The 23766-nt window shown below is 60.4% G+C and carries 21 protein-coding genes and 1 pseudogene; 16 read left to right on the top strand and 6 right to left on the bottom strand.

The annotated features are described in order from the left end of the window. From BTE54_RS24825 to BTE54_RS19565, 3 genes and pseudogenes are all read right to left on the bottom strand, one after another. Positions 1-99 (bottom strand): annotated as a pseudogene (locus BTE54_RS24825) (sugar ABC transporter permease); the annotation flags it as partial. A gap of 66 nt (positions 100-165) precedes the next feature. After that, positions 166-1443 (bottom strand): D-tagatose-bisphosphate aldolase, class II, non-catalytic subunit, encoded by a 1278-nt coding sequence (locus BTE54_RS19570; protein WP_078053645.1) that lies wholly within the window; start codon positions 1441-1443, stop codon positions 166-168. After that, positions 1440-2447 (bottom strand): sugar kinase, encoded by a 1008-nt coding sequence (locus BTE54_RS19565; RefSeq protein ID WP_065656185.1) that lies wholly within the window; start codon positions 2445-2447, stop codon positions 1440-1442. The genes BTE54_RS19570 and BTE54_RS19565 overlap by 4 nt, the downstream gene beginning before the upstream one ends. A gap of 312 nt (positions 2448-2759) precedes the next feature. Between BTE54_RS19565 and BTE54_RS19560 the strand changes: the two genes are divergently transcribed. The 10 genes from BTE54_RS19560 to BTE54_RS19515 all read left to right on the top strand — a co-directional run bounded on the left by BTE54_RS19560 (position 2760) and on the right by BTE54_RS19515 (position 13101). Next, positions 2760-4073: a sugar ABC transporter substrate-binding protein gene (locus BTE54_RS19560; RefSeq protein WP_065656184.1), complete on the top strand. Its 1314-nt coding sequence runs from the start codon at positions 2760-2762 to the stop codon at positions 4071-4073. Positions 4074-4332: 259 nt separating this feature from the next. Continuing rightward, a complete protein-coding gene (locus BTE54_RS19555; RefSeq protein ID WP_065656183.1) occupies positions 4333-5103 on the top strand; it encodes a galactitol 2-dehydrogenase in 771 nt (256 codons plus the stop codon). A gap of 16 nt (positions 5104-5119) precedes the next feature. Further along, the gene (locus BTE54_RS19550) at positions 5120-6130 is read left to right on the top strand and encodes a D-altritol 5-dehydrogenase (protein ID WP_065656193.1); all 1011 of its coding nucleotides are present in this window, start codon (positions 5120-5122) and stop codon (positions 6128-6130) included. A 116-nt stretch (positions 6131-6246) separates the two neighbouring features. Next, positions 6247-7260: a LacI family DNA-binding transcriptional regulator gene (locus BTE54_RS19545; RefSeq protein ID WP_065656182.1), complete on the top strand. Its 1014-nt coding sequence runs from the start codon at positions 6247-6249 to the stop codon at positions 7258-7260. 263 nt (positions 7261-7523) lie between these two features. Continuing rightward, positions 7524-8882 carry an NAD(P)H-dependent oxidoreductase gene (locus tag BTE54_RS19540; protein WP_078053643.1) on the top strand — a complete coding sequence of 453 codons (1359 nt, stop codon included), beginning with the start codon at positions 7524-7526 and terminating at the stop codon, positions 8880-8882. Between the two features lie 17 nt (positions 8883-8899). Further along, on the top strand, positions 8900-9202 hold the full coding sequence (locus BTE54_RS19535; RefSeq protein ID WP_078053652.1) for a putative quinol monooxygenase: 303 nt from the start codon (positions 8900-8902) through the stop codon (positions 9200-9202). A gap of 12 nt (positions 9203-9214) precedes the next feature. Then, on the top strand, positions 9215-10117 hold the full coding sequence (locus tag BTE54_RS19530) for an NAD(P)-dependent oxidoreductase (protein WP_078053651.1): 903 nt from the start codon (positions 9215-9217) through the stop codon (positions 10115-10117). Between the two features lie 22 nt (positions 10118-10139). After that, positions 10140-11135: a DctP family TRAP transporter solute-binding subunit gene (locus tag BTE54_RS19525; RefSeq protein WP_078053642.1), complete on the top strand. Its 996-nt coding sequence runs from the start codon at positions 10140-10142 to the stop codon at positions 11133-11135. Between the two features lie 130 nt (positions 11136-11265). Next, entirely contained in the window at positions 11266-11817 is a 552-nt protein-coding gene (locus tag BTE54_RS19520) for a TRAP transporter small permease (protein ID WP_078053641.1), read from the top strand. Between the two features lie 3 nt (positions 11818-11820). Then, complete coding sequence (locus BTE54_RS19515; protein WP_020812270.1) at positions 11821-13101, top strand: TRAP transporter large permease; 1281 nt, start codon at positions 11821-11823, stop codon at positions 13099-13101. A 24-nt stretch (positions 13102-13125) separates the two neighbouring features. Here BTE54_RS19515 and BTE54_RS19510 read toward each other — a convergent pair whose 3' ends face one another. Together BTE54_RS19510 and BTE54_RS19505 are read right to left on the bottom strand one after the other, a co-directional pair. Beyond that, positions 13126-14022 (bottom strand): LysR substrate-binding domain-containing protein, encoded by an 897-nt coding sequence (locus BTE54_RS19510; RefSeq protein ID WP_078053640.1) that lies wholly within the window; start codon positions 14020-14022, stop codon positions 13126-13128. 85 nt (positions 14023-14107) lie between these two features. Next, positions 14108-15316 carry an MFS transporter gene (locus tag BTE54_RS19505; protein ID WP_078053639.1) on the bottom strand — a complete coding sequence of 403 codons (1209 nt, stop codon included), beginning with the start codon at positions 15314-15316 and terminating at the stop codon, positions 14108-14110. Between the two features lie 123 nt (positions 15317-15439). Between BTE54_RS19505 and BTE54_RS19500 the strand changes: the two genes are divergently transcribed. Next, positions 15440-16285, top strand: coding sequence for a helix-turn-helix transcriptional regulator (locus BTE54_RS19500; protein WP_078053638.1), 846 nt, complete (start codon positions 15440-15442; stop codon positions 16283-16285). Here BTE54_RS19500 and BTE54_RS19495 read toward each other — a convergent pair. Next, a complete protein-coding gene (locus BTE54_RS19495; RefSeq protein ID WP_198939195.1) occupies positions 16282-17178 on the bottom strand; it encodes a helix-turn-helix domain-containing protein in 897 nt (298 codons plus the stop codon). The two genes, BTE54_RS19500 and BTE54_RS19495, sit on opposite strands and share 4 nt — an antisense overlap. 86 nt (positions 17179-17264) lie before the next feature. On the opposite strand from BTE54_RS19495, the gene BTE54_RS19490 reads away from it, so the two are divergent. From BTE54_RS19490 to BTE54_RS19470, 5 genes are all read left to right on the top strand, one after another. After that, entirely contained in the window at positions 17265-18536 is a 1272-nt protein-coding gene (locus BTE54_RS19490) for a sugar ABC transporter substrate-binding protein (protein ID WP_078053636.1), read from the top strand. A gap of 260 nt (positions 18537-18796) precedes the next feature. Continuing rightward, entirely contained in the window at positions 18797-19657 is an 861-nt protein-coding gene (locus tag BTE54_RS19485; protein ID WP_065656190.1) for a sugar ABC transporter permease, read from the top strand. Continuing rightward, the gene (locus BTE54_RS19480; protein ID WP_046800394.1) at positions 19654-20490 is read left to right on the top strand and encodes a carbohydrate ABC transporter permease; all 837 of its coding nucleotides are present in this window, start codon (positions 19654-19656) and stop codon (positions 20488-20490) included. The genes BTE54_RS19485 and BTE54_RS19480 overlap by 4 nt, the downstream gene beginning before the upstream one ends. Positions 20491-20499: 9 nt before the next feature. Next, positions 20500-21585, top strand: a complete 1086-nt coding sequence (gene ugpC / locus BTE54_RS19475) for a sn-glycerol-3-phosphate ABC transporter ATP-binding protein UgpC (RefSeq protein WP_065656174.1) — start codon at positions 20500-20502, stop codon at positions 21583-21585. Between the two features lie 45 nt (positions 21586-21630). Further along, positions 21631-23634, top strand: a complete 2004-nt coding sequence (locus BTE54_RS19470) for an aldo/keto reductase (RefSeq protein WP_078053650.1) — start codon at positions 21631-21633, stop codon at positions 23632-23634. Positions 23635-23766: the final 132 nt, after the last annotated feature.

The following is a 23766-nucleotide window of genomic DNA, read 5'->3' as shown; positions in this document are numbered from 1 at the left end:
GAGCGTCATCGCCAGAGGCACGATCATCCACACCAGCAACAACAGCACCGATGGCGCAAGCATGACCCGCGCTAATCCGCTTGTGTTTCGGGTTGCCATGAGTTTCCCCTCCCTGACCGATACCCGCAACGTCTCCCGCCGGGGCATCCCAATTTAACGATTGTCTTAGTGACGATCTTCGCCGGTTGCCGCATGGTAGGTCGCCAGCACCTGATCCACTGCCGCGACCAGAACCTCCTCCATATCCTTTCCTGCAACTGCCGCGAGCGGCAACTCGCCGAGATACTGGCGCAGCAGGGGTTCGGGAATTGTCTTCCCATCCAGCGCCTTATGCAAGGCGGAAACGGCCGCAAGCGCTTCCGGCCGCGTCCAGTAATAGCGGATACGGTCGCTGTAGCTGTAGTGGCGCTGCAATCGCAGCGTGATGTCATCGCCATGGTAATGTCCGCGCCAGTCGCCGGGTGAGGAAAGCATCAGCTCCTCCATGGTGCGCGCCAAAGGACGGTCGCCATAATCGCCGATCATCTCGGAGGCGATCATGTCGAGAGCGTAAAGCGCCTCGCGATAGGCGAAGGTCAGGCCGGGGCCCACTTTCAGGATGGGATATCCATCGCATACCAGTGTCGTGAGGGCGGCCTGCGTCTGGTAATCGGTGGAATGGGCCTCGAAGACCAGTTGCGGTTCGGCGTCCAGCACGGCGCTCAAGGCGGTGGCCGCTTGCGGGTCGTAAGCGACGACATTGTCGCTGCCGAATTCAACGCCGGGCTGCACGACAAAGGCGATGACCCGTTCGAACGCATCGGAAAGGCCGTGTCGCGCGAATATTTCGCGGTGAAGGTCGATGGTTTGGCGCGCCGCCTGCGGCTGCGTCGGTGCGACGGTGTCGAGCACATGGTCCGCACCCCCCGGCACCGGCACCTCGGTGCCGAGAATATAAAGCGGTCTCGGCAGGCCGGCAGCCGTGGCGGCCTTTTCGGCGACGGCCGCAAGTTTGGCGGCGCGGTTGGCTATCGTGTCGTCGTCCAGCGCCCCCGGTTCACCGGCGCAGCCCATCGAGGCATCGAGATGGATCTTGCGAAAACCCGCCGTCACATAGGCCTCGACCATGGCGGCAGCTTTTGTCAGCGCTTCCTCGGCCGTTTCCCTGCGCCAGGGATTGGGGCCGAGATGATCTCCGCCAAAAATCACCAGTTCGCGGGGCAACCCTTCTTCATCGGCAATACTGTTGACGAAGCTGACGAAGTCCCGTGGCGTCATGCCGGTATATCCGCCGAGATGATTGACCTGATTGCAGGTTGCCTCGATCAGCACCGGTGTCCTGCCGGCGGCGGCACGGCGGATTGCGGCGCGCAGAACCACGGGATGGGCGGAGCAGACGGAGGTGATGCCGGCGGGCTTGCCGGAGCGGCGCGCGGCGGCGAGATTTTCGAGTATACCGGTCACAGGATTTCCTCCGACAGTTGCGCGGCCAGAAAGGCGTCGAGTTCGGAAAGGCTGGCGGCGCCCTCCATCGGGCCGCGGCGGGTGACATTGTGCGCGCCGGCGGCGTTGGCATAGGCGAGCGCCTGTCCGGGGTGTATGCCCAGGCGGCGGCAGGTGAGATAAGTCGCACCGAAACAGTCGCCGGCACCGGTCGGGTCGATTTCGCGGACCCGCAAGCCGGGGACATCAATTCGTCCATGGGCGCGGCTGAAATGGCTTGCACCATCCGCACCGCGCTTCAGCACGATTTCGCCGATGCCGGAGGCAAGCAGCTTTTCGATTGCCGCCTCCTCGTCGTCCAGACCGGAGGCTGCCTGAAGCTCCTCGCCGGAGGGCAGGAGAAGATCGGTGACACCAAGCAGATCGTCGATCAGCCTGCGGCCGGCATCGCCCTGCGCCAGTTCCTTGCGGATGTTGGGATCGAAGGAGACCGAGCCGCCGCGCGCCCTGACGCTTCTGATGGCTTCGAGAATGATTTCGCCGATGCCGGCAATCGCAAAGGCCGATCCCATGACATGCACATGGCCGGCTTTTTCGATAAGAGCCTGCGCTTCATCGGTCATATGCGTTTCGCTGGCCGCCGAATGGGCAATGTTGAAAACGAAGTCCCGTGCGCCGTTTTCCCGGTAACGCACGAAGGCGCTGCCCGTCGGCCGGTCGGGGATGGTGGCGATGGCCGAGACGTCGACGCCGTCGCCGCGCAGCCTCTCGACATTGAGACGGCCGAAATCATCGTCACCCACCGCCGCAATGATGCCGGCGGCTCCGCCGCAGCGCGCCACCTGATCGATGAAGATGGCCGGCGCGCCGCTCGGGAAGGGGCCGATCAGCGCCTGCGGCTCCAGAAAGCCGTCGCCCACCGTCGTCGCCATGATTTCCACGAGGATTTCCCCCGCCGTGACGGTCGGGCCTTTCGTGTGCGGCGCCAGTGCGGATGTCTGCCTCATCGTCTCCTCCATATGCATTCGGCTCCCGTCCTTTTGGCGGAGGTAATCCCGCCGTCCCGAGGGCTTCTGGTTTTCGGATATCATTCAAAAATTTACGCGCGTCAATATATGAAATGACGAAAATTTTGTTGCATCGCAGCAAGAGGAACGCCTCGGGAAATAATTTTTTATGATATTATCCGTTTTAAAGCAGTGAGTTACTGGTGCTGGCGACGATGTCTCCATGCTCCGATTTATTTTCGGACGTTGACAAGAGAGCGGATTTTGCGAGATAAAAAATTTACGCATGTATTGTTATGCGTGGACATCCGTAAAGGAGGAGCGGGTCTCATGAGCAAATTAATTGGAATTCTGTCATCGTCCGTGGTTGGCATCGGCCTTTTCGCCGGTCTGGCGCAGGCGGAAGAAATCAACATCGCCACCGTCAACAATGGCGACATGATCATCATGCAGAAGCTTTCCAGCGCCTGGGAGAAGGAGACGGGCAACAAGATCAACTGGATCGTGCTGGAAGAGAATGTTCTGCGCGAACGTGTCACCACCGATATCGCCACCAATGGCGGCCAGTTCGACATCATGACCATCGGCGGCTACGAAGCGCCGATCTGGGGCAAGCAGGGCTGGCTGGCGCCGGTCGACGATCTCGGCGACGACTACGATTACGCCGATCTGCTTGATCCGATCAAGAAAGGCCTGACTGTCGACGGCAAGCTTTACGCCGTGCCATTCTATACCGAAAGCTCGTTCACGCTTTATCGCAAGGACCTGTTCGATGCGGCCGGCCTGAAGATGCCGGACAATCCGACCTACGATCAGATCAAGGATTTTGCCGCCAAGCTCACTGACAAGTCGAAGCAGCAATATGGCATATGCCTGCGCGGCAAGCCGGGCTGGGGCGAGAACATGGCTTTCCTCGGCACCATGATCAACACCTATGGCGGCCGCTGGTTCGACATGGACTGGAAACCGCAGCTGACGAGCGAGCCTTGGAAAAAGGCGATCTCGGATTATGTGGCGCTGATGACGTCTTACGGCCCGCCCGGCGCGGCCGCCAACGGCTTCAACGAGAACCAGACGCTGTTTTCATCCGGCCGTTGCGCCATGTGGATTGACGCCACCTCAGCGGCGGGCCGCGTTTATGACCCCAAGCAGAGCCAGGTTGCCGACAAGACCGCGTTTACGCGTGCTCCGGTCGAGGCAACGCCGAACGGGTCGAGCTGGTCGTGGTCCTGGAACCTCGCCATTCCAAACAGCACGAAGAAGCTTGAAACCGCCAAGTCCTTCGTCAAATGGGCGACCTCAAAGAACTATGTGAAGACGGTTGGTGAAAGCGAAGGCTGGGTGGCCGTGCCGCCGGGCACGCGCAAATCCACCTATGAGTTGCCGGAATACAAGAAGGCCGCGCCTTTCGCGGATACCGTGCTGAAGGCGATCATGTCGGCCGATCCGTCCAAGCCGACCAAGGATCCGGTGCCCTATACCGGCGTGCAGTTCGTCGCCATACCGGAATTCCAGTCCATCGGCACGGTTGTCGGCCAGCAGATCGCGGCAGCCCTTTCCGGCCAGCAGACCGTCGATGCGGCGCTCGAAGGCGCGCAGAAACAGGTCGAACGTGACATGACCCGCGCGGGCTACATCAAGTAGCCGCGCCCTCCCGGCGTGCCGCCCGTTCGTCACTTTGGCGGCGGGCGGCATGGGTGGGGCTTTCGCACCCGTCTCCTCATTCCTGTGCTTGTCACAGGAATCTAGCCAGCCCAAGTCCTTGGTTTGGAAGGACTCTCTTGCCGCGTGAGAGCCGCGTCGGCTGCATTCCTGCAACAAGCAGGAATGAGGGGAGTGAGGAAAAGCATCGAACAACAAAAGAGCATGGCCAGATTACCCGCCATGCATCACGGAGATCGACATGAGATTGAACAACAAGGTCGCGCTGATTACCGGCGCCGCCCGCGGCATCGGCCTTGGTTTTGCGCAGGCTTTTGCCGATGAGGGTGCAAAGGTCATCATCGCCGATATCGATATCGCCCGCGCGACGGCCTCTGCCGCCGCCATCGGCCCTTCTGTCAAGGCTGTGAAGCTGGATGTGACCGATCTTTCCGAGATCGACGCCGTGGTAAAGGCGGTGGATGAGGAATTTGGCGGCATCGACATTCTCGTCAACAATGCCGCGATCTTCGACATGGCGCCGATCAATGGCATTACCGAACAGAGTTATGAGCGGGTCTTCGACATCAATCTCAAGGGACCGCTGTTCATGATGAAGGCGGTTTCCAATGTGATGATCGAGCGGGCGCGCGGTGGCAAGATCATCAATATGGCAAGCCAGGCCGGCCGTCGCGGCGAAGCGCTCGTCACGCTTTATTGCGCTTCCAAGGCGGCGATCATTTCCGCCACGCAGTCGGCGGCGCTGGCGCTCGTCAAGCACGGCATCAATGTCAACGCCATTGCACCGGGCGTAGTGGATGGCGAGCACTGGGAAGTGGTCGATGCGGAATTCGCCAAATGGGAAGGCCTGAAGCCGGGTGAGAAGAAGGCGGCGGTGGCGAAATCCGTGCCGATCGGCCGTTTTGCGACGCCCGATGACATCAAGGGTCTTGCGGTTTTCCTCGCCTCTTCCGACAGCGACTATATTCTCGCCCAGACATATAATGTCGACGGCGGCAACTGGATGAGCTGAAAAGCCGGAGATGACCATGCATGCCATTCAATTCGTCGAGAAGGGACAGGCCGTTCTGGCGGAAGTTCCCGTTGCCGATCTGCCGCCTGGCCACGCGCTCGTGCAGGTCAAGGCTTCGGGGCTTTGCCACACCGATATCGATGTGCTTCACGCGCGTTACGGCGACGGCGCCTTTCCGGTCATTCCGGGGCATGAATATGCCGGTGAAGTTGCGGCCGTGGCCGCCGATGTGACGGGCATAAAGGCCGGCGACCGGGTGGTGGTCGACCCCAATCTGCCGTGCGGCACCTGCCCGAGTTGCAGGAAGGGGCTGACCAATCTGTGCAGCACGCTGAAGGCCTATGGCGTTTCCCACAATGGTGGTTTTGCGGAATTCAGCGTCGTACACGCCGACCACCTGCACGGCATTGGATCTATGCCCTATCATGTCGCGGCGCTGGCCGAACCGCTTGCCTGCGTCGTCAACGGCATGCAGAGCGCGGGCATTGGCGAGAACGGAACGGTGGCTGAAAATGCGCTGGTTTTCGGAGCCGGTCCAATCGGCCTGCTGCTTGCCCTGTCGCTGAAAGCGCGCGGCATCGAGACGGTGACGATTGCCGACATCAACGAAAGCAGGCTGGCTTTTGCCGAAGGTCTCGGGCTTCAGGTGGCGGTTTCCGGTTCGGAAGCGCTGCTGCGGCAACAGAAGTCTTTCGATGTCGTCGCCGATGCGACGGGTATCGCCCCCGTTGCGGAAGCGATGATCCCGCTGGTTGCCGATGGCGGCACGGCGCTGTTCTTCGGCGTCTGCGCGCCGGATGCCCGCATTTCGGTCGCGCCCTTCGAAATCTTCCGCCGTCAGCTCAAGCTTGTCGGCTCGCATTCGCTGAACCGCAACATACCGCAGGCGCTCGCCATTCTGGAAACGGATGGTGATGTCATGGCGCGGCTCGTCTCGCACCGGCTGCCGCTTTCGGAGATGCTGCCGTTCTTTACGAAGAAACCATCCGATCCGGCCACCATGAAAGTGCAATTTGCAGCCGAATGATCGTTTGGTGGTTGATAACCGCAGTCGACCGGCTTTTCGTGCGAAGGCCGGTCGATATAAAGTACCACATGTAATATTTCATGGGGGCAAGCACTTTGGCCAAATCTATCAGGACGATGGAAGAGTTTTCGGAATTCGTCGGCCTTTCGCGCCCGACTGTTTCGAAATACTTCAATGATCCGGCCTCGGTCCGCAAGAAGACCCGGGACGCCATCGAGGATGCGCTGAAGAAATCGGGCTTCAGGCCCAATATTTTCGCCGTCAATCTCAACCGCCGCCGCTCCAATATCATCGGCATCATCATCCCGAATTCCACCGATCCGTTCTATATGGCGCTGACGAGCCGTATCGAACTCATCGCCAACGAGGCGGGCTTCCTTGCCTTCGTGCTGTCCTCGGATGGCAAGGCGGAAATCGAAGACCGCGCCATCCGCACTTTCAAGTCGATGAATGTCGCCGGCGCGATCATCGCGCCGCTGGGCGTCAAATCCCACCGCGCCACGCTGGAGCAACTCGCCGCCAGCATTCCGATCGTTTATGTCGATTCGCCGCTCGACGAGACCTCGGCCTTTGTTGGCACCGACAACCGCCAGAGTGTCGGGCTGATGGTGGATTATCTCTGCCGCTCGGGCGAGCCGCCCTGTTTCTTCGACATGCCGCAGGTCAATACCAATGCCGCCACGCGTCGCACCGCCTATGAGGAGGCCATGCGGCGCCTTGGTTTCGAGCCGCAGGTGATCAACGTTCCGGATATTGTCACCTGGGATTTCGAGCGTTTCGCCTTCGATGAGGCGGGCCGGCTGCTGGAAGGGGCGGGTTCTCTGCCATCGCGCACCATTCTGTGCGCCAACGACCGTATCGCCTTCGGTGTCATCGCCGCCGCCTTCCAGAAGGGCCTCAGGGTCGGCCATGGTGCGGATTATGACCTCAGGGTCGCCGGCCATGACGATCATCCGCTGTCGCGTTATGCGTGCCCGCCGATTACCACGGTAGCGCAGAACTATAACGAGATCGGCAGGCTGTCGATCGAGCTTCTGTTGCAGAAGCTGGACGAGGAGGCGGATGACACGACGCGGATGCGCGAGCGCATTCTCCTCAGCGCCGATCTGATGCTGCGCAAATCGGCCTGATGATTTGTTAGATAAGCTAAACAAAGAATCTGATTTTCTAAATAGAACTAATATTTGAACGCTCCTACTCTGTTTTCAAGGTTGCTTTGGGAGGCGACCGCGAGAGCCGGCGCAAAGGCGTGCCGGTATCCGGGAGGAACGTTGGATCGTCATGCCGTCCGTGCCGCGAGGGATAAGCCTTCGCTGCCTCGGTGTCGCATGGCCTTCGCCGGGCTGACTGGACATTCTCGCCAGCAATTTCCCCAGCGAAGGATGTCAAAAACATGAATCTCTATTCTCTTCTGTCAGCGCGTGCAGCCGGCGGCAAGCCTGTTCGGGTTGGTCTCATCGGTGCCGGCAAGTTCGGCTCCATGGTGCTGGCGCAGGCGCAGCGCATCGCCGGTTTCCACATGGTCGCCGTCGCAGACCTCAATGTCGGCAAGGCGAAGGAATCGCTGGATCGCGTCGGCTGGCCGAAGGAGCGTTACGATGCGAAGAGCTGCGGCGAGGCGCTGAAGAGCGGCAAGACCTATGTGACCGACGATGTGAATGAGCTTTTCGCCTGCGGTGAGATCGAATGCGTGATCGAGGCCACCGGCCATCCGCTGGCTGGCGCGCGCCATGCACTGGGCGCCATCGAGCACAACAAACATGTCGTCATGGTCAATGTCGAAGCCGATGTCATGGTCGGGCCGATCCTTGCCGAAAAGGCCCGGGCCAAGGGCCTGATCTATTCCATGGCTTATGGCGACCAGCCGGCGCTGATCTGCGAGCTGGTCGATTGGGCGCGCGCCACCGGTTTCGAGGTCGTTTCCGCCGGCAAGGGCATGAATTTCGAGCCGCGTTACCGTTATTCGACGCCGGACACGGTCTGGGGTTATTTCGGCTGGACGGACGAGGAAGTGGCCAAGGGCGACTTCAATCCAAAAATGTACAATTCCTTCACCGACGGCACCAAGGCGGCCATTGAAATGGCGGCCGTCGCCAATGGCACGGGGCTGGATTGCCCGGATGACGGTCTGGCTTTTCCGCCCGCCGGCCTGCACGATCTCGCCCGCGTCTTCCGCCCCGCTGCCGATGGCGGCCGTATGTCGCGCTCCGGCCTCGTTGATATTGCCGCGAGCCAGGAGCCGGACGGACGCGAGGTGTTCAACAACATTCGCTATGGTGTTTTCGTCACCTTCAAGGCGCATAATGAATATGCCCGCGCCTGCTTCAAGCAATATGGCCTCCTGACCGATCCCTCCGGCTGGTATGCTTCCATGTGGCGTCCGTTCCACATTATCGGTCTCGAAACCTCGATCAGCGTGCTTTCCGCCGTGCTGCGCAATGAAGCGACCGGTTGCTCGAAGGAGTTCCGCGGCGATGCCGTCGCCACGGCGAAGAAGGACATGCAGCCCGGCGAGATGCTCGACGGCGAGGGCGGTTACGCGGTCTGGGCGAACGCCATTCCGGCCACCCGCAGCCTCGATATGAAGGCGCTGCCGATTGGCCTTGCCCATAATGTCAAGCTGAAGCGCGCCATCAAAAAGGACCAGATTGTCAGCTTCGACGATGTGGAACTGGTGAACGACCTCGATGTGGTGAAGTTGCGTCAGGACATGGAAAACCGCTTCCGTCCGCAAAAAGACGCAGCTGCGTAATGGACGGAGAACGGAACATGTCGAAGGGAGCTTTCGTGGTGATCGCGGAATTTCGGGTGAAGCCTGACGCGATGGATGCCTTTCTCGACGCCGCACGCGATGACGCCCAGCATTCGGTTCAGGATGAACCGGGTTGCCGACAATTCGACGTGGTGCGGCCGGAAACGGGGAACAATGTGGTGTTTTACGAGGTCTACGACGACCGGCAGGCTTTCGACGATCATCTCAAAACACCGCATCTCGACCGGTTTCGGGAAGCATTTCCCGCCCTTATCGAAGAAGAACTGCCGGTGCGTTTCCTGAACCGGCAATGGCTCTGAAAGATGGAAAAGATGGCTGACATTCGCCGGATCGCCGTTATCGGAACGGGTATCATGGGTGCCCCCATGGCGGGGCGTCTGGCGGAGGCCGGGTTTTCCGTCAAAGCCTGGAACCGAAGCGCTGAAAAAGCTGCGGTTCTGGCGGCAAAAGGCGTGCAGCCGGCGGCCACTGCTGCCGAAGCCGTGGCCGAAGCCGATGTCGTCATCTGCATGCTGAGTTCCGGGCCGGTCTGTGACGAGGTTCTGCTCGGTGCCTCGGGTGTCGTTTCCAACATGAAGCCCGGTGCTATTCTGCTGGTGATGAGTTCCATCCCGGTCGACAGCGCACGGGAACAGGCAGAGGTGGCCAAGGCTTATGGCGTCGCATATGTCGACGCACCGGTTTCCGGCGGTGAAAAGGGAGCGATCGAAGGAACGCTCGCCATCATGGCCGGCGGCGAACAGCAGGATGTGGATGCGCTGCGGCCGCTCCTCGGGTGTCTCGGGCGCGTCACCCATGTCGGCCCGGTGGGCTGCGGTTCTCTCGCCAAGCTCGCCAACCAGCTGATCGTCGCCTCGACGATCTGCGCCGTCGCTGAAGCTCTCACCCTTGTGGAAGAGGGGGGAGCGGACCCGGCGCAGGTGCGCCACGCCCTGCTTGGCGGCTTTGCCGATTCCACCGTCTTCCGCCAGCACGGAAAACGCATGGTGGAAGGCGATTTCCGTCCTGGCGGGCCGGCGAAATATCAGGTGAAGGATACGTCCACGGCGCTGGCCTTCGCCAGAAGCCGGGGCCTCAGACTACCGGTCGGCGAGGAGGTTGACCGGCTGTTCCGCTCCATGGTCGAGCATGGCGCGGGCGAGCTTGATCACAGCGGTGTGATACTTGAAATTAAGCGCATGAATGCGTTCGGAGGAACGCTCGAAACTGTTTGAGATACAACAAAGGGAGGAACACATGAAAATTTCAAAACTTTACGGGCTGGCTCTGGCCGCCACCATGCTGGTCGCATCCATCGCGCAGGCCGAAACGCTGACGCTTTCGACGCCCGATGCGGATACGTCCGAAATCACGCTTGCCGCCAACAAGTTTGCCGAGATCGTTTCGAAGAAGACCGATGGCAAGCTCAAGATCAAGGTGTTTCCGAACGGCACGCTTTATGGCGGCGACCCTTCAGCGGGCGTCAAGCAGCTGGCCGGCGGTTCGCTGGACATGCTGTTGAACTCGACCTCGCTTTACGCGACCTTCAATCCCAAGTTCACGGCCATCGCCATTCCCTACCAGTTCCGCGATATCGACCAGCTCAGGGTCTATCTCGACAGCGATCTCGGCAAGGAGCTTTCCACCGATCTCAGCAAAATCGGCATTCTCGGGCTCGATCTCTGGTCGCGGCCGCTGCGCCAGATCACCAATTCCAAGGCGCCGATCAAGTCGCCGGCCGATCTCAAGGGCATGAAGCTGCGGGTGCCGAACAATCCGCTCTGGGTCGAGTTCTTCGGCGCCATGGGCGCTGCTCCGACGCCTATGGCCTTTGCCGAGGTCTATAATGCTCTCCAGCTCAAGGTGGTCGACGGGCAGGAAAATCCGGTCAACGTGCCGGTCAGCGCCAAGCTTTACGAAGTGCAGAAGTATCTGACGATCAGCAATCACATCGCTGACGCCTGGGTGCTGGGCATGAACCCGGCCCGCTTCGGAGGTCTCGATGAGAACTTCAAGGTCGCGCTGAAGGAAGCAGCCGTGGAGACCGAAGCCTGGAAGGCGCAGAACGACGCTGCCGATATCGACAAGTCGCTCGAAACGCTGAAGAAGAACGGCATGGAGGTCAACACGCTGACCGATGACGAACGCAAGGCCTTCGTAGAGGTCGCAGCCGGGCTTTCGGCGAAGTTCTCCGCACTGGTGAAAGATCAGGCTTTCTTCGACAAGACGCAGGCTTTCCTCAAGACGAACTGACGTGTTGCGCCGGTGGATGGCCGGATCTCGGTTCGGCCTTCCCCAACGTCAGCAAGGGTTGCTTTGCCGCAGAGGCAGGGTGGCATTCGTTTTACCGGATATCCGGTTTCAGCAGTGGAAGGGTATTGTCATGAACGATACGAAACCTTCGGTGCTCGGCACCATCGTTAAACTCATCGCCGATGTGGCCGCAGGGGCGGCCTGTGCCGGCATTCTCATCGTCGTTCTTCTTCAGGTCATTGGCCGCCTTGCCGGCAGCCCGCTTCCCTGGACCGAGGAGGCGACCCGCTTTCTTTTCATCTGGATGGTCTTCCTTGGCCTTGCGGCCGGTTTCCGCACCGTTGAAAGCGCCCGTGTCGTGGTGTTTCTGGTGCTGTTTCACCGCTTCTTCCGGCGGCTGGCGGTGCCGATCTATGTCGGTTCCTCGGTGTTCTTTTTCGGCATGATGGGCTGGACGGGCCTCACTTTGGTGCGCCAGCAGATCATGATGAACGAGACCGCCGCCACCCTGCCGATCCCCATGTGGACCATCGGCATTGTCTTGCCGGTTTCCGCCGTCATCGCCGTGCTGGCCATCATCGAATCGCTGCGCAGCCGCCGGGAGCTTATCGCGCTTCCCGAGCTTGGCCTGCCGGCGGATGAGATCGCCCATGCCGATATTTCCATTTCAGCAGGACATTGAGCCATGTCGGTCTTTCTTCTCGTCGCCTTTTTCGGTCTCAGCATGCTCGGCGTGCCGCTTGCCATCGCGCTCGCGCTCGCGAGTGTCGGCACGCTCTGGCTATTCACCTCCATGCCCATGGACCTGCTGTCGCAGACGATGTTCTCGTCGATGAACTCCTTCCTGCTCGTTGCCGTGCCGCTGTTCATTCTCGTCGGCACGGTCATGGAGCGGGGGCGGGTGGCGGAGCGCATCTTTGATTTCGCCGAGGCCATGGTCGGCTGGCTTCCCGGCGGGCTCGGCCATGTCAATGTCATCTCGTCGGTCATCTTTTCCGGCGTCTCCGGCTCGTCCGTCGCCGATATCGCCTCGGTCGGCGCCATCGAAATCAAGGCCATGGAGCGCCACGGTTTTCCGAAGGGTTATGCCGTCGGCATGACGCTCTGCACGTCCACGCTCTCCTCGATCATTCCGCCGTCGATCCTGATCGTGATTGCCGGTTCCATCGCCAATGTGTCGATCGGCACGCTGCTGATCGCCGGTCTGGTGCCCGGCCTCTTCATCGCCTTCGCCTTCCTCGTCTTCAACCACTTCTATTCGGTGCATTACGGTTACAATCCGCCGACACCGTTCAATTTCCGTCTGGTGGTCGTCACCGGTCTGCGCGCAATCCTGCCGATGCTGACACCGCTGATCCTGATCATCGGCATTGCCAGCGGCCTGTTCACGCCAACGGAGGCCGCAGCCATCGCGGTGGTTTACGTAGCGGTGCTCGGCGTCATCGTTTACCGCACCCTGCCGGTACGCGAACTGCCGGAAATATTGATCTCGACGGCGCGCATTTCCGGCACGATCCTGTTCATCGCCGCCACCTCGCAGCTCGCCGCCTGGGTCTTCACCTTCGATGGCCTGCCGGAGCAGGTCGCCGATCTCCTGAAGGCCATGAACCTCGGCCCAATGACCGGCATGCTCGTCATCTTTGTGTTCCTGCTCATCATCGGCATCTTCATGGAAGCGATCCCGGCCATGTTCATCCTCATCCCGGTGCTGATGCCGCCGGTGGAGGCGCTGGGCATCGATCCGATCCATTTTCTGATCGTGACTGTCATGACGCTGACACTCGGGCTCGTGACGCCGCCGGTGGGGGTCTGCCTGTTTGCGGCGGCACAGGTGGCCAACATGAAGATCGAGGATGTCATTCGCGGTTCGCTGGCGCCGATGACGGTGTTGACGCTCGCCATCTTCGCGCTGGTGCTTTTTCCGGTGCTGACGCTCGGGCCGATTCGGCTGATGGGGCTTTATTGACGCGAAAACGGATTGCCTGAAACCTCAGACAACGCGACGGGTTTGCCACTCGTCGCGTTGTTTTCGCATCCACTCCAGAAACAGCATGACTTTTCTCTGCCGCAGATGGGAATGCGGGCAGACGATCCATTGGGTGACGAGCTTGATGCGCGGCGCGTCCGTCACGGCCGGCACCAGCATTTTGTCCTGAAGCTCCCGCTCCATCATCAAGGTGCTTTCCAGCGCCACGCCAATGCCGAGAACGGCGGCATCGATGGCCATGTGGCTGCGGTCGAACAGCACCCGCCGCCAGCGCTTTTCGGCTGTCACGCCGGCCAGAGGGAACCAGTGGTTCCATTGCGCCTGCGCCTTCACCGAATGGATCAGCCGCTGGTTCTGCAATTCCTCGGGCAGAAATTTACCCGCACCCTTATAATTCGGCGAACAGACCGGCAGGAATTCCTCCTCCACCAGCCCTTCCACGAAGAGGCCCGGCCAGCGGCCATCGCCATGGCGCAGCTCTATATCGACGAGTTCCTGCGAAAAATCGGTGGGCTCGTTGGTGCCGTCAAGGCGCACTTCCAGTTCAGGATGCTCCTCCAGAAACGAGCCGAGACGCGGCAGCAGCCATTTGTTGGATATGGTCGGCGTCGCCCGGATCGTCAGCGTGGTGACAGAGCGGAAGCCGCGAATACTGTCGGTGGCGTCCGATATCTGCTCGATCTGGGCGGTGATCATCGAGAAATAGCGCTCGCCCGCTTCCGTCAATGTCACCTTGCGGCCGGTTCGCGCCATCAGGGTCGTGCCGAGCTGGCCTTCCAGCAACTGGATCTGCTGGGAAACGGCCGAAGGTGTGACACTCAGTTCCTCCGCCGCCCGTGAAATACTGCCCGCCCTTGCCGCGGCGTGGAAAACGAGGATCGATTTTATCGGGATTTGCATGGGTAGGGCTTTGCTCAACGGAATACGGCGGTCACCTGAGTATCACAGGTGACCGCCGTGTTGAAAAGCGTTGAACGCGAGGCTTTTAACGGTGGCTCGGCAGTTTGGGCAGGAACACCGTGAGCAGGCCGAGCAGCGGCATGTAGGAGCAGATGCGGTAAACGAATTCGATGCCTTCCTTATCCGCATAAACGCCCAGAACCGCCGCCCCGATGCCGCCGAAACCGAAGGCGAAACCGAAGAACATGCCGGCGATGAGACCGACGCGGCCCGGCACCAGTTCCTGCGCGAACACGACGATGGCCGAGAAAGCGGAGGAGAACACGAAGCCGATGACGACGACGAGAATGGCCGTCCAGAAGAGGTTCGCATAGGGCAGCAGCAGCGCGAAGGGAATGACGCCGAGGATCGAGAACCAGATGACGACGCGGGAACCGAAACGGTCGCCGATCGGGCCGCCGAAGAACACGCCGAGCGCCGAAGCCCCGAGGAAGAGGAACAGCAGAACCTGCGCATCCTGTACGCCAAGGCCGAACTTGTCGATGGTGTAGAAGGTGAAGTAGCTGGACAGGCTGGCGAGATAGGCGTTCTTGGTGGCGGTCAGAACCACCAGCACCAGAAGCGTCATGATCACCGTGCCACGGGCAAGGGGAAGGGTGCGGCTGGCCGGAGCCTTGCCGACCGTTGCGCGGCGATGGCGGGTGTACCAGACGCCAACCCAGGAAAGCACGCCAAAACCGACGAGCGCGATCAGCGAGAACCAGCTGAGGCTCGTCTGACCGAGCGGGATGACGATGAAGGCGGCGAGCAGCGGGCCGATGGCCGTGCCGGTATTGCCGCCCACCTGGAAGAATGACTGGGCCAGACCATGGCGGCCGCCGGATGCGAGGCGCGCGACGCGGGAAGCTTCCGGATGGAAGATCGCCGAACCGATGCCGATGAGGCAGGCGCCGATCACCAGAACCTCGAAACTATGGGCAAAAGCAAGCGTGATGAGGCCGGCGCAGGTGGACAGCATGGCGACGGGCAGGGAGAACGGCATCGGCCAGCGATCCGTCACCATGCCGACAACGGGCTGCAGCAGCGAGGCGGTGACCTGAAAGGCGAAGGTAAGCAGGCCGATCTGCACGAAATCGAGCGCGTAATTGGCTTTCAGCAGCGGATAAAGCGACGTCAGCAGCGATTGCATGATGTCGTTCAGCATGTGGCAGAAGCTGGCTGCTGCGATGATTGAAAACGCCGTGCGTTGCGGGTTGAACCCGGTGCTGGTGCTGGCGCTGGTGACAGTGGCCATGATGAAGTCCTCTCCGGTTCCCGGCGGAAGGCGGGAAACATGTCTTTATTTCTTCCCGCTTTTATTCATATTGTTTCTGGCCTGCATCTTTGCTCTGGACGATTTTCTTTGTGAGTGGGCCAAATGGCAAAAAACAATTCCATGATCTTCGGCTCCTTTTCTGCCGAAGACCACAACTACATGCTGAATTTGATCGATGGCACCAACGAGCCGGTGCTGGCGATTTCCCGCACCTATGCCAAGGGACATCGCGCACCGGTCCACAGCCATCTGCGGGCGCAGATCTGGCATGCCCGCCGGGGCGTGGTTCTGGTCAGCACCGCGGATGGTCGCTGGATGATACCGCCCGGCCATGGGCTGATTATTCCCGCCGGCCTGGAACACGAGTCGGAAACCATATCGACGGTGGAAATGCAATCGATCTATGTGCATCCCGACCTGTTTCAGGCCGAAGTGCCGCGGGTGGTGGAAATCACCGATCTCGCCTCCAGCCTGATTGCCGAATTGCTGGGCGAAGAGCATGAGCCACCCGCTTTCCATCGGCGCGGTCTGGTGCGGGCGCTGTTGCTGGACGAGATCAACCGCCTGCCGGACCGACCGCTCGGATTGCCTTTTCCCGATAACGAGCGGCTGGCGGCGCTGTGCCGCGTTTTCCTGAAAAAGCCGGTGGCGCGGGTGGAGATCGATGACTGGGCGGCGGCCATGGGCATCAGCCGACGCTCGTTTACGCGGCTGTTCCGCAAGGAACTGGGGTTGAGTTTCGTCACCTGGCGCCAGCAGGCCTGTATCTTCGCCTCCCTGCCGAGGCTGGCAGCCGGCGAGGCGGTGACGAATGTGGCGCTGGATGCCGGTTATGAAAACATACCGGCTTTCACCACCATGTTCCGGCGAATGCTGGGCAGTTCACCAAGGGCCTATCGTCAGGCGGCGCGGCAGCGCAGCGCTGCTTTCGCCGATAATGAAGACTAAGCCGCCGTCGCCCGCATGTCGCGGCGGAAATCGGAAGGCGACATGCCGGCGATCTGGCGAAACGCCTTGTTGAAGGCGCTGACCGAGCCGAAGCCGCTTTCCATGGCGATCTGCAGGATATTGTCCTTGCCGGTCATCAGCATCGCCTGCGCGCGGGAGAGCCGGAGCAGGGTCAGATATTTGATCAGCGTCATCCCGGTGGATTTGCGGAACAGGTTCATCGCATATTTCGGATGCAGCGATGCGGCACGGGCGATTTCCGTCGCGTCGATATCGTCGAGAAAATTGGCGGCGATGAAGTCGCACATGCGCACCACACCGATGGAGGGCGCCATGCCCTCCTCATCCTGTCTGCGTTTTCCATCGAGCGCCGAGGATATGACGGAGTAAGGCTCCAGAAACATCCGCTCTACCCGAAGCAGCAGTTCCTCCACCGCGTGCTGGGCTTTTGCCGGATCGCCCGAGGTGACGTAGCGGAACCAGCGACCGAAATTTTCCGCATCCGCCCTGTCCGTCTCGGCGCTCACCATCGTCGCACCGCCCATCAACTGGCTGGAGACGGCGGCCGGCAGGCGCATGCGGAAGAAATGCACGAGCGGCAGATGCGCGCCTGCATAAAACGAATCGTCGGAGGAGTGGTCCATCTGATGCGGCTGGCCGCCCCAGAAGATGCACATCTGGCCGGCGTTGAGCGTCATGTCATGGTCGCCCATGCGGTAATGCACCGATCCCGACATCACATAATTCACTTCCACCTGCGCGTGCCAGTGGGGCCTGAGCATGATGGGCGGATGATTGTGAAAAAGCTGAAGCGTTGTCGGCATGCCTTCGATGCTGCTCGCACCCGGCTGGTAGAAGGCTCTTTCGGCAATCTTACTTTCCGCCAAATCGATGTTCCCTTTTTACGAGACAGATTTCCTGTCCCCGCTAATGTGCCCATGTTCGCTGAAGAACGGCAATTGAAAAAGGGAGGTTTTCAATGTGCTTGAAATTTCTTGGCGCGTCTACGGCCATGCTGCTTCTCGCAGCCCCGGCTTTCGCGCAAACCGAGACCGTTACCATCTGGAGCTGGAATGTCGCGGCTTCCGCGCTGAAATCCACGGTCGAAGGCTTCAATAAGCAGAATCCAGATATCAAGATCGTCGTTGAAGACCTTGGAAACAATCAGGTTTTTGACAAGACGCTGGCTGCCTGCGCAGCCGGGGGCGATGGTCTTCCTGATATCGTCACCATTGAAAATTTCGAGGCGGAACTGTTCTGGAGCCGTTTCCCCGATTGTTTCGCCAATCTGACCGAGCTTGGCTATACGCCTGAGAAACAGGCGCTTTTTCCTGATTTCAAGCGCACGGAACTGGAGGTTGACGGCGTCGCCTATGCGGTGCCGTGGGATTCCGGTCCGGTGGCGGTATTTTATCGCCGCGACTTCTATGAGAAGGCAGGCGTCGATCCGGCCACCATCAAAAGCTGGGATGATTTCATCGCCGCCGGCAAGAAGGTCATGGCCGCCAATCCCGGCACCGTTATGGCGCAGGCCGATTTCAATGGCGATAGCGAATGGTTTCGCATGATCGCCAATGAGCAGGGATGCGGTTACTTTTCGACCGATGGCCAGAACATCACCATCAACCAGCCTGCCTGTGTCGCGACCCTTGAAAAGGTCAAGGAAATGAAAGACGCCGGCATCATCACGGCGGCGATCTGGGATGAGAAAATCCAGGCCAATACGGCCGGCAAGGCCGCCAGCCAGATGTATGGCGCCTGGTATGAGGGCACGGTTCGTTCCGGCTCTCCTGATCTTTCCGGCAAATGGGGCGTCTATCTGATGCCGAGCCTGACGTCGGATGGCCCGCACGCCGCCAATCTCGGCGGTTCGTCGCTGGCGATCAGCTCGACCTCGGAACACAAGGAGGCCGCGTGGAAATATATCGATTACGCGCTCACCACCAATGAAGGTCAGGTGACGATGCTGAAATCCTTCGGCCTCGTTCCCTCACTCCTGTCCGCCATCGACGATCCTTTCGTCAAGGAAAAGCAGCCCTATTGGGGCGGACAGGCGGTGTGGACCGATATTCTCGCCACCCTGCCGAAGATCGTGCCGAGCCGCGGCACGGCGTTCCAGTCGGATGCGGATGCGATCTACAAGGCGACGCAGACGAAATATTTCGCGGGCGGTTATCCCGACGCGAAAGCGGCGCTCGACGATGCGGCCAAGCAGATCGAAACGGCCACCGGTTTGCCGGTCGCGGAGTAAGCCGGCGGCTGTTTATGGCCAAGCGGGTGCTACGAGCTTCTTCTCCCCGAGGGGGAAAAGTCCGCGGCAGCGGGATGAGGGGGCGACGGTAGCGATATACGGAGAGCTTGCCCCCTCATCCGACCCTTCGGGCCACCTTCTCCCCTTCGGGGAGAAGAAATAGGCCGCGCCGTTTTGCAAAGGCATTCCCCTCATAGGGGCGCGCTCTTTCTGAAGCTTTTCCATTTATCCGGCCCATCGTCCGGCATCTGGAGGTCACCATGCCGTCTAGGAACAGGATCGCTTATGCGTTCCTTGCGCCCTATCTCCTGATTTTCGCCACCTTCTGGGTCTGGCCGATCATCAGCTCGTTCATGCTGTCGTTCCAGAATACCCGCATCAACCCATGGCGGTTTGCGCCTTCCATGAACTGGGGGCGGCTCGTTTCCGATCCGGCCTTTTATAACGCGCTCTATAACACGCTGATCATTCTGGTCATTCAGGTGCCCGTGATGATCGCGCTCGCCACCGTCATGGCGGTGCTGTTGAATTCGCCGCTCCTAAAGGCGCGGCCGCTTTATCGATTTGCCTTTTTTGCGCCTGTCGTCGTTGGCGAGGTGGCCTATGCGGCGGTGTTCCGGCTGATGTTCAGCGCCGATTTCGGCATCATCAACAAGCTCATCACCTCAGTCGGACTTTCGCCCGTCTCGTGGTTCGACAATGCCAATGCGGCCATGGCACTGGTCATCATCGCGGTTACCTGGCGCTGGGCGGGATATAACGCCATCATCATTCTGGCCGGGCTGCAATCGATCCCCGGCGATGTCTATGAGGCGGCGACGCTGGACAAGGTCAGCAAGCGTCAGCAGTTCTTTTATATCACCCTGCCGTTGCTTAAACCCATCATCCTGTTCTGCGTCGTGCTGTCGGTCATCGGCACCATGCAGCTGTTTGCCGAACCCTTCCTCATCACCAACAGGGGCGGGCCGGGCGGCGGCACGGAGACGCTGGGGCTGTTCCTTTATCGGCAGGGCTTCACTTCGCTCAATTTCGGCTACGCCTCGGCCATTGCCTACACCATGGCGGCGCTCGCCATCGCCATTTCGCTGCTTAATCTCTGGGTCGGGAGGGAGCCGAAATGAGATCGAAATCGAGATCGCTTTTCTGGCAGAAGATCGCGCTGCATGCGGCGCTGACGCCGCTTGCCATCATCTGGCTGTTTCCGCTGTGGATGATGTTCGTGTTTTCGACCATGCCGGATTACGGCATTTTCAGCCCGGATATCGTGCTGGTGCCCTCCACCAACTTCGTCGAGAATTTCAACAACCTGCAGGCGGACACCAATTTCCTCAGGGCCATGTTCATCTCGATCACCGTCGCCGTCATTTACACCGTGCTTTCGGTGTTCCTGACGTCGATGGCCGGTTGGGCGCTGGCGCGTTACCGTTTTGCGGGACGCGGGGTGGTGATCGCCATCATTCTCGGCACCATCACTTTGCCTTTCGCGGTCGTCGTCATTCCGCAATTCATCATGGTGGCGCGGGAATTCAAGCTTGCCAACACCTGGGTGGCGCTGATCGTGCCGCCGCTGTTCAACTCGCTCGGCGTGCTGTTCATGCGGCAATCCTTCTCGATGATGCCGACCGAGCTTTTCGATGCGGCACGGGTGGAAGGCGTGAAGGAATGGCAGATCTTCCTGCGCATCGCTTTGCCGCTCGCCCGGCCCACCATGGCGGCGCTCTCCATCATCCTGTTTCTGGCCTCGTGGAACAATTACCTCTGGCCGCTCCTCATCAATTCCCGCCCAGGAATGATGACCGCACCCGTGGCGCTTGGCACCCTCATCGGGCTCACCAAAGTGTCATGGGGCGGCATCATGGCCGGCGCGGTGCTGCTCACCGCACCCATTCTCGTGGTTTTCGTGGCGTTGCAGCGTCACTTCATCGCCGGCATTTCCGCCGGGGCAGTCAAGTAAGGGGGCCGCATGGCGGAACTTTCGCTCAACAACGTGGTCAAGCGTTATGGCGCGCTGGAAGTGATCCATGGCGCAAATCTGGAGGTAAAGGACGGGGAATTTGTCGTTTTCGTCGGCCCCTCCGGATGCGGCAAATCCACGCTTCTCCGCATGATCGCCGGGCTGGAGGATATTTCCGGTGGGGATATCGTGATCGGCGGCAGGACGGTGAGTGATGCCGACCCGGCCGATCGCGGCATTGCCATGGTGTTCCAGTCCTATGCGCTTTATCCGCATATGACGGTTGCCGAAAACCTCTCCTTCGGCCTCCGGATGAACGGCAACCCGAAGGCCGATACGCAAAAGCGGGTCAACCGCGCCGCCGAAATCCTGCAGATCAACGAGTTGATGCAGCGCCGGCCGAAGCAGCTTTCCGGCGGCCAGCGCCAGCGCGTCGCCATCGGCCGCGCCATCGTGCGCGAACCGCAGGTCTTCCTGTTCGATGAGCCATTGTCCAACCTCGATGCCGAATTGCGGGTGCAGATGCGCGTGGAAATCTCGCGCCTGCACAAGCAGCTCGGCACCACGATGATCTATGTGACGCATGACCAGACCGAGGCGATGACGCTCGCCGACAAGATCGTCGTGCTGCGGGCGGGCAATATCGAGCAGGTCGGCGCGCCGCTCGATCTCTATGACGATCCCGCCAACCGCTTCGTTGCCGGTTTCGTCGGCTCGCCGAAGATGAACTTTCTCGACGCCACCATCATCGGCAGCGGCGCCGACAGCGTCACGCTCGCTCTCGACAGCGATCCTGCGGTGCGGCTGACGTTGCCGATAAAGGAAGGCGTCAACGAGGGGGCCAAGGTCTCGCTTGGCATCCGGCCGGAGCATTTTGCCGATGCGGGCGGGGGCGATGCCGATCTCACCGTGCATGTCGATGTCGCCGAACATCTTGGCAATACCAGCTATGTCTATGCCCGAACCGAAGGCGGCGAGCAGCTGATCATCGAACGGCCGGAATCGCGCGATGTCGGCAATCGCGACCGGCTGACGGTCGGCCTTTCCGCCCGCCGGGCTTTCCTTTTCGATAGCAAGGGTGAACGCCTGCGCTGAACCCTTTCCCAAGCACCCAAGACTGATATGAAAGACGAGGATTTCATGACGACCGTACAACCGATCCGCTGGGGCATCATCGGCCCGGGCACCATCGCCAGAACCTTTGCTGACGGTATTGCCCATTCCCGCACCGGCAGGTTAGAGGCCATCGCCACCCGCAACCCGGACAAGCCGGGCCTTGCCGAAGCTTTTTCCGGTGCGCGCATTATCAAGGGTTACGACGCGCTGCTTGCCGATCCCGATATCGATGCCGTCTATATAGCCACACCCCATACCGGCCATGCTGAATGGGCGATCAAGGCGATCCGTGCCGGTAAAAACGTGCTGGTGGAAAAGCCCATCGCGCTTTCCGCTTACGATGCCGACGCCATTTTCCACGAGGCAAAAAAGGCCGGTGTCTTTGCGGGTGAAGCCTATATGTACCGCCTGCATCCGCAGACGGCGAAACTGGTGGAGTTGATCAGGAGCCGCGCCATTGGCGATATCCGCATCATCCGCTCCAGTTTCGGTTTCAACATGGGCTCGTTCCGGGCCGATCACCGGCTGTTCGCCAATGAAACGGCGGGCGGCGGCATTCTCGATGTCGGCGGTTATCCGGTTTCCATGGTGCGGATGATCGCCGGCGCCGTGGATGGAAAACCTTTTGCCGAACCGGAAAAAGTGGCGGGCGCCGCCCATCTCGGCCAGTCGGGCGTCGATGAATGGGCTTCGGCGGTGCTGAAATTCGCAAACGGCATCGTCGCGGAAGTCTCGTGCTCGATCATGGCGGCGCAGGACAATGTGCTGCGCATCATCGGCTCGGAGGGCCGTATCGAGGTCAAGGATTTCTGGTTCGCCGCCGGCCACAAGGGCGGCACCGGGCGGATCGATATCATCAGGGGCGACAAGGTGGAAACCATCGAGTTGCCGGAGGATCGCTGGCTTTATTCCTTCGAGGTCGACGCGGCCGGCGAGGCGATCCGGCAGGGAAAAAAGGAATTCGATGCACCCGGCATGGCCTGGGCGGACAGTCTCGGCAATCTGCGTGTCATGGATCAATGGCGGGCTTCCGTCGGGCTCGAATACAGCATTGAAAAAGCAACGTCGCGCGTTGCCAATATTGCCGGCGGCAAGGTCGTGGCCGGAAACGCAGTGCCGAAGCGGCAGATTCCGGGCCTTGCCAAACCCGCTTCCGTGGTCGCGCTCGGTTTCGAATTCTTCCCCAATTTCGCTTCCGCGTCCCTGACGCTGGATGCCTTCTACGAGGCGGGCGGCAATCTCTTCGATACGGCCTATGTTTATGGCGCAGGAAGGACAGAGGCGATTTTCGGCGACTGGCACACCAGCCGCAACGTGCCGCGTGAAGAGATCGTACTGATCGGCAAGGGTGCACATTCGCCGCTCTGCTATCCTGACATGATCGCAAAGCAGCTTGATCAGTCGCTCGCGCGGCTGAAGACGGATTATGTCGATGCCTATTTCATGCATCGCGATAATCTGGAGGTTCCGGTCGGCGAGTTCGTCGATGCCATGGATGCCGAAGTCCGGCGCGGACGCATTCGCGGCATTTTCGGCGGCTCCAACTGGACGCGCGAACGCATGGATGAGGCGGCCGCCTATGCTGCGAAGAATGGCAAGCAGGCTCCGGCCGCGCTCTCCAACAATTTCTCGCTGGCGGAAATGCTCGATCCCATCTGGGCGGGCTGCGTTGCTGCATCAGACGATGAGTGGAAGCAATGGCTGAAATCGCGCCAGATTCCCAATTTCGCCTGGTCCAGCCAGGGGCGCGGATTTTTCACGGACAGGGCAGGGCGCGACAAGCATGACGATGAAGAAATCGTCCGCGTCTGGTATTCCGACCGCAACTTCGTCCGCCGCGACCGGGCAATCGAGCTTGCCCAAAAACTCGGCCGCCACCCGATCCATATTGCGCTCGCTTATGTCATCGCCCAGCCTTTCCCGGTCATTCCGCTGATCGGGCCGCGCACGATTGCGGAGCTGGAGGATAGTCTTTCGGCGCTGGATATCAAACTGACGGCCGAGCAGGTGAAGTGGCTGGAGGCGTGAAAGACAGTGAGACGGCGGATTTATCCGCCGTCTCCATGAGTAGGGCAAGGCGTTGCGGCATATTTCTTCTCCCCGCCGGGGAGAAGGTGGCCCGAAGGGTCGGATGAGGGGGCTAGCTCTCCGCATATCTCT

Origin of the sequence: Agrobacterium sp. YIC 4121, assembly GCF_002008205.1 — a bacterium.
Classification (GTDB): domain Bacteria; phylum Pseudomonadota; class Alphaproteobacteria; order Rhizobiales; family Rhizobiaceae; genus Agrobacterium; species Agrobacterium leguminum.
Note: the sequence above shows the minus strand (reverse complement) of the source record. Positions and strands in the feature narration are given on the sequence as shown.